The sequence below is a fragment of the Mannheimia sp. genome (genome assembly GCF_056854775.1).
On the sequence record NZ_JBXGGI010000074.1, the window covers coordinates 15,572 to 30,689 of the forward strand.

12 protein-coding genes and 1 pseudogene are annotated in these 15,118 nt (G+C 36.8%); 7 read left to right on the top strand and 6 right to left on the bottom strand.

Features of this window, described 5'->3' with window-relative positions; all coding sequences use genetic code 11:
• Nucleotides 1–365: 365 nt before the first annotated feature.
• Together ACJHV0_RS05595 and ACJHV0_RS05600 are read left to right on the top strand one after the other, a co-directional pair.
• Entirely contained in the window at nt 366–2,126 is a 1,761-nt protein-coding gene (locus tag ACJHV0_RS05595; RefSeq protein ID WP_483133615.1) for a transferrin-binding protein-like solute binding protein, read from the top strand.
• A 91-nt stretch (nt 2,127–2,217) separates the two neighbouring features.
• The gene (locus ACJHV0_RS05600) at nt 2,218–5,022 is read left to right on the top strand and encodes a lactoferrin/transferrin family TonB-dependent receptor (RefSeq protein ID WP_483133621.1); all 2,805 of its coding nucleotides are present in this window, start codon (nt 2,218–2,220) and stop codon (nt 5,020–5,022) included.
• Nucleotides 5,023–5,121: 99 nt separating this feature from the next.
• Here ACJHV0_RS05600 and fis read toward each other — a convergent pair whose 3' ends face one another.
• From fis to sixA, 3 genes are all read right to left on the bottom strand, one after another.
• Nucleotides 5,122–5,418: a DNA-binding transcriptional regulator Fis gene (fis, locus tag ACJHV0_RS05605; protein WP_006247967.1), complete on the bottom strand. Its 297-nt coding sequence runs from the start codon at nt 5,416–5,418 to the stop codon at nt 5,122–5,124.
• A 30-nt stretch (nt 5,419–5,448) separates the two neighbouring features.
• Nucleotides 5,449–6,411 (bottom strand): tRNA dihydrouridine synthase DusB, encoded by a 963-nt coding sequence (gene dusB, locus ACJHV0_RS05610; RefSeq protein ID WP_025236500.1) that lies wholly within the window; start codon nt 6,409–6,411, stop codon nt 5,449–5,451.
• A gap of 219 nt (nt 6,412–6,630) precedes the next feature.
• Nucleotides 6,631–7,119, bottom strand: coding sequence for a phosphohistidine phosphatase SixA (gene sixA / locus ACJHV0_RS05615; protein ID WP_334235852.1), 489 nt, complete (start codon nt 7,117–7,119; stop codon nt 6,631–6,633).
• Between the two features lie 126 nt (nt 7,120–7,245).
• Between sixA and pyk the strand changes: the two genes are divergently transcribed.
• From pyk to tyrA, 4 genes are all read left to right on the top strand, one after another.
• Nucleotides 7,246–8,685 carry a pyruvate kinase gene (gene pyk / locus ACJHV0_RS05620; protein WP_483133616.1) on the top strand — a complete coding sequence of 480 codons (1,440 nt, stop codon included), beginning with the start codon at nt 7,246–7,248 and terminating at the stop codon, nt 8,683–8,685.
• A 97-nt stretch (nt 8,686–8,782) separates the two neighbouring features.
• The gene (locus tag ACJHV0_RS05625) at nt 8,783–9,820 is read left to right on the top strand and encodes a glycosyltransferase family 9 protein (RefSeq protein ID WP_483133622.1); all 1,038 of its coding nucleotides are present in this window, start codon (nt 8,783–8,785) and stop codon (nt 9,818–9,820) included.
• 37 nt (nt 9,821–9,857) lie between these two features.
• Entirely contained in the window at nt 9,858–10,919 is a 1,062-nt protein-coding gene (locus ACJHV0_RS05630; RefSeq protein ID WP_025236496.1) for a 3-deoxy-7-phosphoheptulonate synthase, read from the top strand.
• Between the two features lie 55 nt (nt 10,920–10,974).
• Nucleotides 10,975–12,096, top strand: a complete 1,122-nt coding sequence (gene tyrA / locus ACJHV0_RS05635) for a bifunctional chorismate mutase/prephenate dehydrogenase (protein WP_483133617.1) — start codon at nt 10,975–10,977, stop codon at nt 12,094–12,096.
• A gap of 36 nt (nt 12,097–12,132) precedes the next feature.
• Here tyrA and ACJHV0_RS05640 read toward each other — a convergent pair.
• Nucleotides 12,133–12,264, bottom strand: a pseudogene (locus ACJHV0_RS05640) (type II toxin-antitoxin system mRNA interferase toxin, RelE/StbE family); the annotation flags it as partial.
• A 103-nt stretch (nt 12,265–12,367) separates the two neighbouring features.
• Between ACJHV0_RS05640 and ACJHV0_RS05645 the strand changes: the two are divergent.
• Complete coding sequence (locus tag ACJHV0_RS05645; protein ID WP_483133618.1) at nt 12,368–14,227, top strand: hypothetical protein; 1,860 nt, start codon at nt 12,368–12,370, stop codon at nt 14,225–14,227.
• Nucleotides 14,228–14,259: 32 nt separating this feature from the next.
• On the opposite strand, the gene ACJHV0_RS05650 is transcribed toward ACJHV0_RS05645, so the two are convergent.
• Together ACJHV0_RS05650 and ACJHV0_RS05655 are read right to left on the bottom strand one after the other, a co-directional pair.
• On the bottom strand, nt 14,260–14,799 hold the full coding sequence (locus ACJHV0_RS05650) for a hypothetical protein (RefSeq protein ID WP_483133619.1): 540 nt from the start codon (nt 14,797–14,799) through the stop codon (nt 14,260–14,262).
• Between the two features lie 78 nt (nt 14,800–14,877).
• On the bottom strand, nt 14,878–15,118 hold a 241-nt coding region (locus ACJHV0_RS05655; protein ID WP_483133620.1), incomplete at its 5' end, for a hypothetical protein.

Consider the following 15,118-nt stretch of genomic DNA (forward strand, 5'->3'; position numbering starts at 1 on the left):
TAATCTGCCCTAAAGTTGGACTAAACAACCAACTGATTAAGGGGCAGGTTTTTATGACCAAATACAATCTATCTTTCAAACTGCAAGTTATCTAAAACTTACCCGCACTTTCAGATTGAAAACTCGACTTTTGACTTCGAATCGCTTAATACAGCAATAGCGGTTTGTCAGCCTCTTAATTTATTATCTAAAAATCAATTAGTTGTACTCAAAGCGTTAGCCTTATCTCCAGCCTCACCTACTTAACTAAAAAAGCATTAAAGTACTACAAAATAAGTCCAAGTCTTTACATTAGTTTATATAACAAATAAAATGATAATGATTATTATTTTATTTGTTTTTATTTTATTTTTAAAGGAGACGCTATGTTTAAACTTAAAAGCGGTTTTGTACTGCTTAATGCGGCACTACTTACTGCTTGCTCAGCAAATGGTGGAAGCTTTGATGTTCAATCATCCAAAGCTGAATCTCATACGCCAAATGTACCTCAAAAACCAAGTTTACAAGATGATAATAGCAATGCAAGACGTACAGTAAATAGTACTGAAGCGGAAGCCCTATTGAAACCGGGATTTGGTTTTTCAGCCAAAATTCCGCGTCGTAATTTACAACCTTTTGCGAAAGGGGGAGAAGAAGTCGCTCCTATTGGTGATATAACGGAGATTACTGGAGATATAACCAAAATTCCGTATGAAGAAGAGGTAAAAGCGTACGGTAGTAGTGATGACGGATTTAGTCATACTCATGATGGTAATCACAAACTACATACTAGAGATTTTAATTTTGTCCGTTCTGGTTATGTATTGCACTCTGGGGCAAAACCTGAAAGGGAGGCTAAAGATATTTTTAGAATAGGTGCACATGGGTATGTTTACTATTTAGGTACTGAGCCTGCAAAAGCAATGCCAGCCCAAAAAGCTACTTATAATGGATATTGGGATTTTACTACTGATGCAAGAAAAGGGAAAGATAACAAGTATTTTAATAATTCAGCAGCAGGTATAAACATTGGCGCTACGCCGGAAAATAGGCACGATGTTAATGTTGATGATGCTACGAAACCAATGGGGCATACAGGCGAGTTTACTGCTGATTTTACTAATAAAACTTTAACTGGAACATTAGTAAGTAATGGTTATGTTAGTCGTACTACAGAGCAAGAAATTAAACCAATGTACTACATAGATGCCAAAATTAAAGGCAATCGCTTTGCAGGTAAAGCAAATGCAAAAAATCCCGATGATCCTTATTTTGGTAAAAGTTCTACTACCCTTGAAGGCGGATTTTTTGGCGGAGAGGCTCAAGAACTCGCCGGTAAATTCTTAGCGGATGATAAGTCAATATTTGTTGTTTTTGCAGGCAAACGGGATGCAAAAGAAAATGATAGCGAAAGAACCTTTGATGCTCTCAAAATTAACTTGAAAGACTTGAGTAAAACTGAAATGGATACTTTCGGGAATGCGACACATTTGATTATTAATAATCAGCAAATTCCTCTTATCGCAGAAGGTAAAAATAGCTTTTCCGAAATGAAATTTGATGATGTGGTTACCCGTACTATAAATGGTAAAACGTATCGAATTTCAGTTTGTTGTAATAATTTAGACTATGTCAAATTTGGGACTTACAATGTAGAAAACGATAATGATAGTGCTCATCAATATTTGGTGGGTGAACGTACAGCTGTGATGGATTTACCAAGCGGAATGGTGCAATATCGCGGAACTTGGAATGGGATAATTCATAGCAAATCCGGTCCGGTAGGAGCTGAATCACCAAGTAATAGTGAAAGTGGTACTCGCTCACTCTTTGATGTAGATTTTGCCAATAAAAAAATCAATGGCAAATTGATTGCTAATGATGGCGTTGAAGAACGTCCAATGCTAACACTTGAAGGTGAAGTGAAGGCTAATGGTTTTGCAGGGACTGCCAAAACGAGTGATTCTGGTTTTAATCTTGATCCGAAAAGTACCAATGGTGGCACGGTAGTTCATATCAATACCCAATTTGAAGGGGGTTTTTATGGTCCTAAAGCAACTGAATTAGGTGGTATTGTACATAGTGCAGAAACGGATAAAGATAAAGTCAGTATTATGTTTGGCGGTAAACGTCAAATAGAAAAATAATCATAATTTCTTCGCTCGTTTCACTTAAGCAAGCGGGTTATTTTTTATAAAAATTTGCAAAATTAAATAAAGGAGATCCTACTTAATGATAATGAAATATCATCATTTTCGCTATTCAACCATTGCGTCAGCGGTGTTGTTTGCACTTTCCCATTCATATAGTGCGGCGACTGAAAATGAAAAAATGACAGAAAATAGTGATGTAGCTGTTTTAGACGAAGTTATTGTAACAGAAAGTCGTTACGCTCACGAGCGTCAAAACGAAGTAACCGGATTAGGAAAAGTTGTTAAAAATTATAGTGAGATGAGTAAAAATCAAATTCTTGGGATTCGTGATTTAACTCGCTATGATCCCGGGATTTCGGTTGTTGAACAAGGTAGAGGAGCTAGTAGTGGTTATGCTATTCGAGGAGTAGATAAAAACCGAGTTGCTATGTTAGTTGATGGTCTACCACAAGCACAGCATTATAATACTCTTGGCTCAAGTGCTAATGGTGGGGCGATAAATGAAATCGAATATGAGAATATTCGCTCAATTGAATTAAGCAAAGGGGCAAGCTCTGCTGAATATGGCTCTGGTGCTCTCGGTGGAGCAATTAGTTTTCGCAGTAAAGATGCTCAGGATGTAATTAAAGATGGACAACAGTGGGGATTAGATACTAAGACCGCTTATACCAGCAAAAATAGCCATTTTTTACAATCTATTGCCGCTGCGGGAGAAGCCAACGGATTTGAAGCCCTTGTGATTGCGACCCATCGTAACGGTAAAGAGACTAAAACTCACTCTGAAGCCAATAAACTACATCATAATATTCAACGTATCACCGGTTTTGAAAATCGCTATGATCTTTACCCCGGGTCTGCACAAAATGCTCCTGGAGGATCATTTTTTATCGTAGAGGATGCTTGTCCAACATTGGATTGCACCCCACGAGCAAGCGTTAAATTGAATCGTGATAATTTCCCGTTTAGAAAAGCACCGGAATATACTTCTGAAGAGCGTAAACAGATTGAGCAAATTCCTTATCGTACAGAGCAGTTATCTGCTAAAGAATATACAGGTAAAGAGCGTATTGCACCAAATCCTTTGGATTATAAGAGCAATTCTGTTTTCGTGAAGTTAGGTTATCATTTTAACTCTTCTCATTATCTTGGTGCGGTTTTAGAAGATACGAAGCAGCGTTATGATATACGTGATATGCAAACGCCGGCTTACTACACAAAAGATGATGTTAATATCAAGCTAGATAATCTATGGAGTAAGAACCCTGTTTATGAAGGTAATAATATTTTAGATGGCTTAGTATTTGATAGAAGTATCCCTTACGGGCTGCGTTATAGCCGTGTAAAATTCTTTGATGAACATCATCATAAACGTCGTTTAGGTTTCAATTATCAATATAAGCCGGAAAATAATCGTTGGCTGGATAGTTTTAAACTCATTGCTGATAAACAAAATATTGAGTTATATAGCCGTATGCACCGCTTGCATTGTAGCGATTATCCGAACGTTGATAAAAATTGCCGCCCTAGCTTGGATAAAGCTTGGTCTATGTATCAAACTGAACGCAATAATTATCAAGAAAAACACCGCTTGATCCGCTTAGAATTTGATAAAGCATTTACTGCTGGGCAAGGGATATTTAAACAGACTCATAAGATGAATTTTAGCCTTGGATTTGATCGTTTTAATTCTCTAATGAACCACGGTGATATGTATGCCCAATACACCAAAGGCGGCTATATCAATATTCGCGGCAGAGGACGATTAGATGATCCTTATATCTATCGACGCCTTCCACGTAGTATTGAAACTGTATCATTATGTGATAATAAACATGGTGGTATTTTAAACTGCGAACCTCGTAAAATTAAAGGAGACAGCCGTTTTGTCAGCTTCCGTGATTTAATAACTAGCGAGTATGTTGATCTTGGCTTAGGGGTACGTTTTGATCAACATCGATTTAAATCTGATGATCTATGGACACTTAGTCGAACTTATCGAAATTGGTCTTGGAATGGTGGTATCACGCTCAAACCAAGCGACTTTATTGCACTTTCATACCGTATTTCCAATGGATTTAGAGTACCGGCTTTCTACGAACTTTATGGTAAACGAACTCATATTGGCTTGATTGATAATGAATATGTGCAAAATGAGCAACGCAACCACCGCTTAGAGCCGGAAAAATCAATGAATCATGAAATGGGGGTAAGTTTTAAAGGGCAATTTGGTTATATTGATGTGAGCTATTTCCGAAATAATTATCGGAATATGATCGCAACGGCTTGTAAAAAACTCACACATAAGAAATCCGAATGTTTCTATAACTACCATAATATTCAAGATGTGGTTTTAAATGGAGTGAATTTAATCGCTAAATTCGATCTACACGGTATTCTCTCACTAATTCCTGATGGATTTTATTCTTCGGTAGCGTATAACCGTGTCAAAGTAAAAGATCGGAAACTCACCGACCAAAGATTGACCAGTGTAAATGATCCGATATTAGATGCGATTCAACCTGCTCGCTATGTGTTTGGATTTGGCTATGATCATCCCGAAGAAAAATGGGGAATTGGAATTACAACTACTTACTCTAGAGCTAAAAAAGCAGAGGAGGTTTCAGGAACACGACACCACGGTATACATCGTGTTGATTTAGGCGGTAAGCTCACCAATTCTTGGTATACGCATGATATTACGGGCTATCTCAACTATAAAAACTATACTTTACGTGGTGGTATTTATAACGTAACTAATCGTAAATATTCCACTTGGGAGTCTGTACGCCAATCTAGTGTGAATGCAGTCAATCAAGACCAAGGTAGCAATTATACCCGATTTGCTGCTCCCGGACGAAATTTCAGTTTAGCATTTGAAATGAAGTTCTAGGCACTTAAATAAAATAGAAAAAACGCTGAATGGTATGTTCAGCGTTTTTATTTTGCCTAATTAATATACGAATTAAATCGTTTTTTATGGTAGTTCAGATTAACCCATACCGTATTTTTTTAATTTTTTGCGTAATGTACCACGGTTGATACCTAACATTGTTGCTGCACGGGTTTGGTTACCACGAGTGTATTGCATCACCATATCTAACATCGGGTGTTCGATTTCAGATAATACTAATTCGTATAATTCTGTTGGATCTTCACCATTTAATTGAGATAAATAGTTTTTTAATGCTGCTTTAACGTTATCACGAAGAGGTTTATTAACCTGTTGTGCTTGTGCATTTAACATTGTTACTGTTAATGGGTTTTGTGTAGGTTGTTGTTCTAACATTTTTTTCTATCCAACTTTATTATTAAGATTCTAACGAATCGATTTAACAAAATCTTCTAATGCGTTTAATTGCTCTTTGGTTGAGCTTAACGTATTAAAAGTGCGTTTAAAATTTGATTCCGGTTGTAACTGTTCCACATACCAACCAACGTGTTTACGAGCAATTCGATAGCCTTTTTCTTCCCCATAAAAGTGGTGTAAGTCTTCAATATGCTTAAACATCAGTTGATATTTTTCATTTTCGGGTAATGTGGAATATTGCCCGGTTTCAAAAAAATCGTTGATTTCCTTAAATAGCCAAGGATTGCCAAAACTTCCTCGCCCAATCATTACTGCATCAGCATTCGTGTAATCTAAAACAGATTTCGCTTTTTCAGCCGAAATAATATCGCCATTAGCAATAATGGGGATTGATACAGCTTGTTTAACGGCTTTGATGCTTTCATATTCCGCCTCGCCATTGAATAAACAACTGCGGGTACGTCCGTGAATAGTAAGGGCTTTAATGCCGGCTTGTTCTGCAATTTTGGCTATTGTCAGACAATTTCTATTTTCAAGATCCCAGCCTGTTCTAATTTTTAGCGTAACAGGCACATCAACAGCATTAACCACAGCATCTAATATTTGAGCGACTAATTCAGGTTCACGCAGCAGAGCAGAGCCTGCCATTTTTTTGTTTACCTTTTTAGCGGGGCAACCCATATTAATATCAATAATATCGGCACCATATTCAACATTCACTTTTGCGGCTTCTGCCATCTCTATTGGATCTGAACCTGCAATTTGTACAGCATTAATGCCGATTTCTTCGTGATGAGCTAAACGCAATCTCGATTTTTCGGTATGCCATACATCAGGATTTGTGGACATCATTTCTGAAAACGTCAAACCTGCACCAAGTTGGCTACATAATCGGCGAAACGGCTGGTCGGTAATACCTGCCATCGGTGCAAGGAAAATACGGTTTTTAATTTCATATTGTCCTATTTGCATTTTTAACCTTTTATTAACAAATTTGAAGTAATTTTAACCAGAGGGATATCCAAATAAAAAGTACGGCAAATACCGTACTTCTTTATTAATCATTTAGTTATCAGTTTTACTGATTTAGGGGGCGTATAATACGCACTTTTTAATCATTTTGGAAGTCTATAAATTAGACAATTTGCAAAAATAGTGAAAATATTTTTATTGACAATATAAAAAATAGGACTAAACGTGTTTTATTTCGGCAACTTCGCCGTTGTTTCCAACCCAATGAATTTCAGTAATGGTGGAAGTTGGAAATTGTACATTACCTTGATTATTCGTTAAACGTTGACTTAAATCAAACACCAGAGGTAAATGAGAAATCAGTAGAATATTTTTTGCCCCTTCTCCTCTTAAAAAATGAAGATAGTCTTCGACCACATAAGGATTGCCATCAGGCGTAATTTCTTCCCATTCTTCAGTAAGACTTGCAAAATTTTGCGAAAAATTGACCGCTTGCATACCTGTAATGAGGTTTTCAAGGGTTTGTTTAGCACGGAGGTAAGGGCTAACCAGAATTTTGTCTAGTTTAATTTGCTTGTTGTTTAAATATTCTCCAAGCCATTTGCCTTGTGAGATGACGTTTTTTATACCATTGTCGGTTAAACTACGAGCGGCATCGTTTGGGGCATTAAAACCTGCTTCTCCGTGCCGCATAATCCAAATATTCATAACATTCTCCTTAACTTGTATTTAAACTCTTGTCATTTAGGCGTATAATGACCCTCGTTTAACGCATAATCAAGTGCTTAGAAAGATTTTAACTTATATTTTTTAAATTTATTACGGAGTCAAATAATGTCTAGAAAACTCAGAAGAACCAAGATCGTTTGTACAATGGGACCAGCAACGGATCGTGGCAATACATTAGAAAAAATTATTGCGGCAGGTGCGAATATGGTTCGTATGAACTTCTCTCACGGTATTCCTGAAGATCATATCGAGCGTGCGAATAAAGTGCGTGAAATTGCCTCAAGATTAGGTCGCCACGTGGCTATTTTAGGCGATTTACAAGGTCCTAAAATTCGTGTTTCGACTTTTAAAGATGGCAAAATTTTCTTAAACATTGGCGACAAATTTACCTTAGATGCAGATTTACCGCGTGGCGAAGGTCATCAATATGCAGTAGGTTTAGACTATAAAAATCTACCAAACGATGTAGTACCGGGCGATATTCTGTTATTAGATGATGGTAACGTGCAACTTAAAGTATTAGAGGTTGAAGGTGTACGTGTTCACACTGAAGTAACCGTTGGTGGTCCTTTATCAAACAATAAAGGAATCAACAAATTAGGCGGTGGTTTATCAGCTCCTGCACTAACTGAAAAAGATAAAGAAGATATTAAATTAGCCGCGAAAATCGGTGTAGATTACTTAGCGGTTTCATTCCCACAATCAAGTGCGGATTTAGAATATGCTCGCCAATTAGCGAAAGAAGCAGGTTTAGATGCAAAAATCGTGGCAAAAGTTGAACGTGCAGAAACTGTTGCAACCGAAGAAGCAATGGACGACATCATTTTAGGTGCAGACGTTGTGATGGTGGCTCGTGGTGATTTAGGGGTTGAAATTGGCGATGCAGCATTAGTTGGTGTACAAAAGCGTTTAATCCGTCGTGCACGTAAATTAAACCGTGTAGTGATTACCGCAACACAAATGATGGAATCGATGATCAAAAAACCAATGCCTACCCGTGCTGAAGTAATGGACGTTGCTAACGCAGTATTAGATGGTACGGATGCGGTAATGCTTTCAGGCGAAACAGCAAACGGCGATTATCCGGTTGAAACAGTAAAATCAATGGCTGATGTATGCTTAGGTGCAGAAACAATGCCAAGCATCAACATCTCTCGCCACCGTATGGAAGGCACATTTAAATCAATTGAAGAAGCCGTTGCAATGTCTGCAATGTACACAGCAAACCATTTAGAAGGCGTATCTGCAATTATTTCATTAACTCACTCAGGTGAAACAGCAAAATTAACCAGCCGTATCAGCTCAGGCTTACCAATTTATGCAATGTCTCGCAATCAAAAAGCATTAAATCTTTGTGCATTATATCGTGGTGTAACCCCTGTATATTACAATGAAGACAGCCGTACAATGGACGGAGCGAAAAAAGCAATCTCTTTATTAAAAGAGCAAGGTTATTTATTAACCGGCGAATTAGTGCTTTTGACACACGGTGATGAATTAAAAGCAGGCGGCACAAACACTTGCCGTATTTTAAGAGTTGAATAATCTAACCGGGTAGCACCAAAAGCCACATAAAACACTTTATGTGGCTTTTTTTATATCTTAATATAAGCTTACTCAATGTTTAATCCAGTAAATTATGATGTCAAATAAACCTCTCTCAATTTGTATTTTACGCCTCTCCGCTATTGGTGATGTATGCCATACTTTAGCCGTTGTGCAAGCTATTCAGCGGCATTATCCTTCCGCTGAAATTACTTGGATTATCGGTAAAACCGAAGCCGCTTTAATGAAAGATATCCCTAATGTGCAATTAATTCCTTTTGATAAAAAATTAGGGTGGAAAGAAATATTTACAATATGGAAAAAACTTTCTCACAAGCGGTTTGATTTTTTACTTAATTTGCAAACTGCATTTCGGGCATCAATGCTTTCGCTTGGCATTAAAGCTGATAAAAAAATCGGCTTTAATAAAGATAGAGCAAGAGAAATGCAATGGTTATTTACCAATCAGAAAGTAGAAATAACAAATTCCCCTCACGTTCTTGATGGTCAAATGATGTTTGCGAAAGCGATTGGGGTAACGGATCTATCGGCAAAATGGCATTTACCTGTGAGTGATGAAGATTTAGCTTATGGCAATCAATTTATTGATTTTACAAGGAAAAACATACTAATTGCCCCTTGTTCAAGTAAAAAAGAGAAAGATTGGCTGCCGGAAAGATACGCAGAAATTGCTAATTGGTTAAGTAAGCAAAATATTAATGTATTAATTGCAGGTTCTCCTTCGCAATATGAAATGGAAACAGCAGCTAACATTCAGCAACTTGCACCGGAAAGTACAAATATTGCGGGTAAAACGTCATTAAAACAACTTGCAGGCATTATCCGTCAGGTTGATTTAGTGATCTCTTCAGATTCAGGACCAGCTCATATTGCTACTACTCAAAATACGTCTGTTATCGGTTTATATGCTATTCATAACCCAAGACGAACAGGACCTTATCAAGATTTAGATAAAGTGGTGTCTGTGTATGATGAAGCGATTTTGCAATCCTACGGTAAATCTTGGCAAGAAATGGCTTGGGCGACTAAAGCCAAAGGCAATAATTGGATGGAGAAAATCAGTGTTGATGCGGTTAAGCAAAAAATAGTTGAAACTTTAAAAATAAAGCTGTAAAGTATTTGTAATTTAAAGTTTACATAAGGAAATAAAAATGAACACTGTATTTAATCAAGATAGCGTGCATAATGTGAATATTCAAGATGAAAAAGTTTTACTTACCCCACAAGAACTAAAACAAGAGTTCCCATTGCCTGAACACTTACGCGAGCAAATTGAACGTTCACGCAAAGAGATCTCGGATATTATCCACAAACGTGATAAACGCCAATTAATTGTGATCGGACCTTGTTCTATTCACGATCCAATCGCCGCCATTGAATACGGCAAAAAACTTAAGGCACTTTCAGACCAAGTAAGCGATAAGCTCTACATCGTAATGCGTGTTTATTTTGAAAAACCTCGCACAACAGTAGGTTGGAAAGGCTTAATTAACGACCCTAAAATAGACGGCTCTTTTGATGTTGAAACAGGGTTGCGTATTGGGCGTAAACTCTGCCTTGATTTAGCAGAACTCGGTTTACCGCTTGCAACGGAAGCTTTAGATCCTATGACACCGCAATATTTAGCGGATTTATTCAGCTGGTCTGCAATTGGTGCAAGAACCACAGAATCCCAAACTCACCGTGAATTAGCCTCAGGTTTATCAATGGCGGTTGGCTTTAAAAACGGTACAGACGGTGGTTTAGCTGTTGCTCTCAATGCAATGCAATCTTCTGCTCAAAGTCATCGTTTTATCGGCATCAACCAAAAAGGGCAGGTAACTCTACTCAAAACTAAAGGTAATGCCGATGGACACATTATTTTACGTGGCGGCAAAACCCCAAATTATGAAAAGCAATACGTTGATGATTGTGAATGGGTACTAAAACAAGCAAACTTACCTACGGCGATTATGATCGATTGTAGTCATGGTAATTCAAACAAAGACTACCGCCGCCAACCGATTGTGGCAGAAAATGTATTGGAGCAACTACTTGCAGGCAATACCTCGATTATCGGTTTAATGATTGAAAGTAATTTGCACGCAGGTAATCAATCATCAGAATTGCCGTTTAGTGAGATGAAATACGGTGTTTCCATTACCGATGCTTGCATTGACTGGCAAACTACAGAAGATCTCTTAACGAATTTTGCAGCAAAATTGCGTGATTAATCATTTGCAAAAAATGAGATAAAAACGACCGCTTGTTTTTATATTGGTAAGAATTATGAACCCATTAGCTCCGTTACGTGAACAAATTGACCAAGTTGATCAACAACTTATAGCATTACTTTCCCAACGCCTAGCCCTTGTGGCAGAAGTGGGAAAAGTAAAATCAGAACACGGCATTCCTGTGTATGCCCCTGAGCGAGAAACCGCAATGATTTCCGCCCGCCGAGAAGAGGCGGAAAAGCAAGGTGTTCCTGCCGATCTAATTGAAGATGTGCTACGCCGTGTAATGCGTGAATCTTACGCCAATGAAAACAAGCACGGTTTCAAAAGAGTGAATTCTGCTATCCAAAAAATTGTAATTGTAGGCGGTAAAGGGAAATTAGGTGGATTATTCGGCAATTATTTAACCTTATCCGGTTATAACGTTGAAGCCTTAGGACGAAATGATTGGGGCAATGCCGCAACTATTTTAGCCAACGCTGATTTAGTGATTGTTTGTGTGCCGATTGCCAACACCTTAGAAACTATCGAGCGTTTAAAGCCTTATTTAACCGAAAATATGATTTTGGCAGATTTAACTTCTGTTAAATATCAGCCACTGCAAAAAATGCTGGAAGTGCATAATGGAGCGGTAGTTGGCTTACACCCAATGTTCGGACCGGATATTGCGAGTCAAGCAAAACAAGTTATTGCTTGCTGTAATGGGCGTTACCCTGAGCGTTATGAATGGTTGATTGAACAAATGAAAATTTGGGGGGCGAAAATCGAACAGATTGAAGCAGCAGAACACGACCACGCAATGACGTATATTCAAGCGTTACGCCACTTTTCAACTTTTGTATTCGGGCTGCACCTTTCCCGTCAGCCTATACAATTGTCGCAATTATTGGCGTTATCTTCCCCAATTTACCGATTAGAATTAGCGATGATCGGGCGTTTATTTGCTCAAGACGGTAGTCTATACGCAGACATTATTGCTGATAAGCCGGAAAATATAGATACTATTGAATCGCTAAAAGAGAGCTTTGAACAAGGTTTGGATTTCTTCAAACGTAACGATAAAGCCGGCTTTATCCAAGCTTTTGATGAAGTGCACCATTGGTTTGGCGACTATTCCGAACAATTCCTAAAAGAAAGCCGCATTTTACTGCAACAGGCGAATGATTCAAGACGTTAGTTATTGAGGGTATTTTTATAAACATATTGATTACTTCTATTTCAAAGCAGTTTGCGAATGGGTATTTAAACGAGAAAATTTCAATTCATCAAATTCATCGTCTATAACGTATTGGTAAATCAGGACTAAATCACCTTGAATATGGCAATCTCGATAACCTTTCCATTCCGCCCCTCTTGACCAAATGCACAAAGCCGTTATTCCTTACTTGAACTTGTTTTCTCTGTTTTTTATTTAAAATAAAACAAAGTGATTTTTCAAGAATAAAGCTATGAATAATATCAAAACCTACCTCAGCAACCTAACCAAAGCAGACATTGAAAACGCCACCAAAGAAGAACTTGCATTAATCATTGATTATATGGAGCAAGTGAAAGGGGATTTGGATTTTTCCGCTTTAATTAAGGATAAAGTTGAGCAATTTAAACAGTTTGCGACAGAGGCGAACAATAAAATTATTTTAGAAGCCACATTGCAAGAGCAACAAGAAAAACAAGAGCTTTTGCGTGAGCGTGTGCGTTTTATGCGAAACCTTGACTATATTGAGAAAACAGTACAGGTTCAAAATACTCGTGAAGAGGATAGTCGTATTCAGCGTAATATTGAAAGACAGCAATACAATATTCAATCTCATTTAGCTGCAATGGCGGTATTACAACAACGTTTTGATAAAGTGGAAGCGTTTTTCCAATCACAAGAATATAAAGAAATTGAAAGAAAAATGGACGCTTTTGTTGCTAAACGTCCAGAATTTGCGGAAATTTGGAATGAAGTTAAGCCAACAGAAGAAAAGCTTATCGCGGCTAAAGAACTCTTTGAAATGGCTAAAAATTCTAATCCCCCTTTGCCAAATGCAGAAAAACTTGCCAAAGCAGGTGTTGATTATTTAGTGAATAGTCAGCAAATTTTACAAAATAATAGTTTAAGTGAAGAACAAAAATTCAAAGAATTATTGCTTGTGCAAATTAAAAGTGCATTAGAGTTTAAATCTTATTTAAAAGAGAATGGCGATAAATTGACCCCACTTCAAGCGAATATGATTAGAGAGTTTGCTCGTAAGATAGGGAAAAGTGAGCTTTCAGAAGAAGATTTGTTGGAATTGTATAAAAATATCGAAAGTGGCAAAATAAAGATTCAAGATATAAAAAGCCAAGTTTTTTATTTTGATGCTTATATTGCCGAAGCAAATATTAATGAAACAATCCAAAAACGCAAAGAGTTGCAAGCGAAAATCGCCACCTACAAAGAGGATGAAGTTCCAGCCCATTTAAAAGGTCAACTTAATAATCTGATTTATACTGAAATTACCGTAGGGGTAACTAATCATATTCTTGCAAAACAAAAAGATGACGAAAACCTTAAAGGGTATCAAATTAAAATTAGTAGCTTTGGCTCCGATATGGGGGTGATTTCATTAAAATCCAAAGATGGCGGACAAGTTATGTTGGATTTTACCGAAGCGATGTTGAAAGTGGGGTTGAAAAATTTAACTTCAGAAAATAAAACAGATATTAACTCAATTGATGATTTCTTAAAAGATTTCACCAATATTAATACAAAATTTACTATTGTAAATGAAGAAGAGGGAAATGAGGCAAAATTTAACGGTATTAATGAGCAATATGCGAAGTTAAGAGCATTGGTGAGCTATAAGTTGGAAAATAAAGATAATGAAGACTTGTCAAAAATGCTAATGGGTCATATTGATGCGATGAAAAAAACATTAATTTCCGCTTATGTTAATGACCCTCATCTAAAAATGAATCGAGAAGAAGCAGAGCGTTTTATAAATCGTATGACCGAAGATGAAATTATGCGTTATTCTGCTTATGGGGCATACAATAATGTTTATAAAAAAGAAGTTCAATTAACGCCCGCTTATACTTTGGGGGTTATTTTACAGAAAATGAAAAATAAAGAGCCTGTTAGCGAGGAAGAAAAACAGTTCGCCCTAGATGAGTTATCTAAACAAGGGAAACCGTTAGGGGAAATTAAGGAAGAATATCCTCAATTAGATAAGCTTGTCGCAAAAGAACACGAAGCGGTCGCATTAGGAAATGTAAATGAGCAAACGAAAGAAAACATCACTGAAAAACAAATGGAACAAGAGGATTTTGGGTTAAAATCATAAAAATAGAAAATGGCGGAAATCCGCCATTTTTATTATTCCTCATATAATTTTAAATTATCAAGGATTTGAGAAGAAAATTTTACCTCTTTCTTTAAATTTTCAAATTCAGGAGAACCTTTAATCTTAATTAAGTAATCCCAAAATTGATATTTTATCGCTCGCTGAATGTTTTTAATTGTAGCATCATATTGGAAAAGCATTTCAGGGTTATAACCATCTAAATAAATGGTTTTACGCATTGGTTTTAATTCTTGTAACCCCCCAATAAAGAGTTTCGTCATCTCAACAATATCGCTTTCAGATTTAGTCTCTTGTTTTAAGAACTTTTCCAATGCGAATTCGATTTTAACTTTTGCACCAGAGGCTTTCATAGTAAATTTCCATTGGGGTGTTAAAATCGCTTTTCGTTCACCATTGACGATTTCATATTTGGTTTTACCGTCATCAGGAAATGCAGGTCCTTTCACCGTAATCTTTCCAAATTCAGGGGCGATAAAAGCATCGCCAATTTTAGCGTGTGCGGTAGTTGTTGTAGCTAATGCAAGTAGTGCAATCGTAATTAGTTTTTTCATAATAGGCTCCATTTTTAATGGGTAATCTTTATTTTAATAAAAAATTTTTGTGCATTTTGGGGGGAGGGATGGTAGTTTCTAATGTTTTTCATTATCGTTAAATAAATTAATTATCTTTTTAGAAAATAGTCCTATAAAAATAGTTGTTGAAGATATTAAAATGCTTAATGTTTTTATCATAAAAAGTAAGCCAATACTTATGTTGTTTAGTGTTTCTGCTACTTTTTCTGTTTGGATATGTATTTCAATAAATGATAAAGATAGTGCTATCATAGATATGATGAATAAGTAATATATTATTGTTTTTCCTGTTTTTGAA

What these genes read in the sequence shown, in the direction of transcription:
- ACJHV0_RS05625 (WP_483133622.1), top strand. Translation starts at nt 8,783, where the DNA reads ATGTCAAATAAACCTCTCTCAATTTGTATTTTACGCCTCTCCGCTATT.
- pyk (WP_483133616.1), top strand. Translation starts at nt 7,246, where the DNA reads ATGTCTAGAAAACTCAGAAGAACCAAGATCGTTTGTACAATGGGACCA.
- tyrA (WP_483133617.1), top strand. Translation starts at nt 10,975, where the DNA reads ATGAACCCATTAGCTCCGTTACGTGAACAAATTGACCAAGTTGATCAA.
- sixA (WP_334235852.1), bottom strand. Translation starts at nt 7,119, where the DNA reads ATGAATATTTGGATTATGCGGCACGGAGAAGCAGGTTTTAATGCCCCA.
- fis (WP_006247967.1), bottom strand. Translation starts at nt 5,418, where the DNA reads ATGTTAGAACAACAACCTACACAAAACCCATTAACAGTAACAATGTTA.
- ACJHV0_RS05645 (WP_483133618.1), top strand. Translation starts at nt 12,368, where the DNA reads ATGAATAATATCAAAACCTACCTCAGCAACCTAACCAAAGCAGACATT.
- ACJHV0_RS05600 (WP_483133621.1), top strand. Translation starts at nt 2,218, where the DNA reads ATGAAATATCATCATTTTCGCTATTCAACCATTGCGTCAGCGGTGTTG.
- ACJHV0_RS05595 (WP_483133615.1), top strand. Translation starts at nt 366, where the DNA reads ATGTTTAAACTTAAAAGCGGTTTTGTACTGCTTAATGCGGCACTACTT.
- ACJHV0_RS05630 (WP_025236496.1), top strand. Translation starts at nt 9,858, where the DNA reads ATGAACACTGTATTTAATCAAGATAGCGTGCATAATGTGAATATTCAA.
- dusB (WP_025236500.1), bottom strand. Translation starts at nt 6,411, where the DNA reads ATGCAAATAGGACAATATGAAATTAAAAACCGTATTTTCCTTGCACCG.
- ACJHV0_RS05650 (WP_483133619.1), bottom strand. Translation starts at nt 14,799, where the DNA reads ATGAAAAAACTAATTACGATTGCACTACTTGCATTAGCTACAACAACT.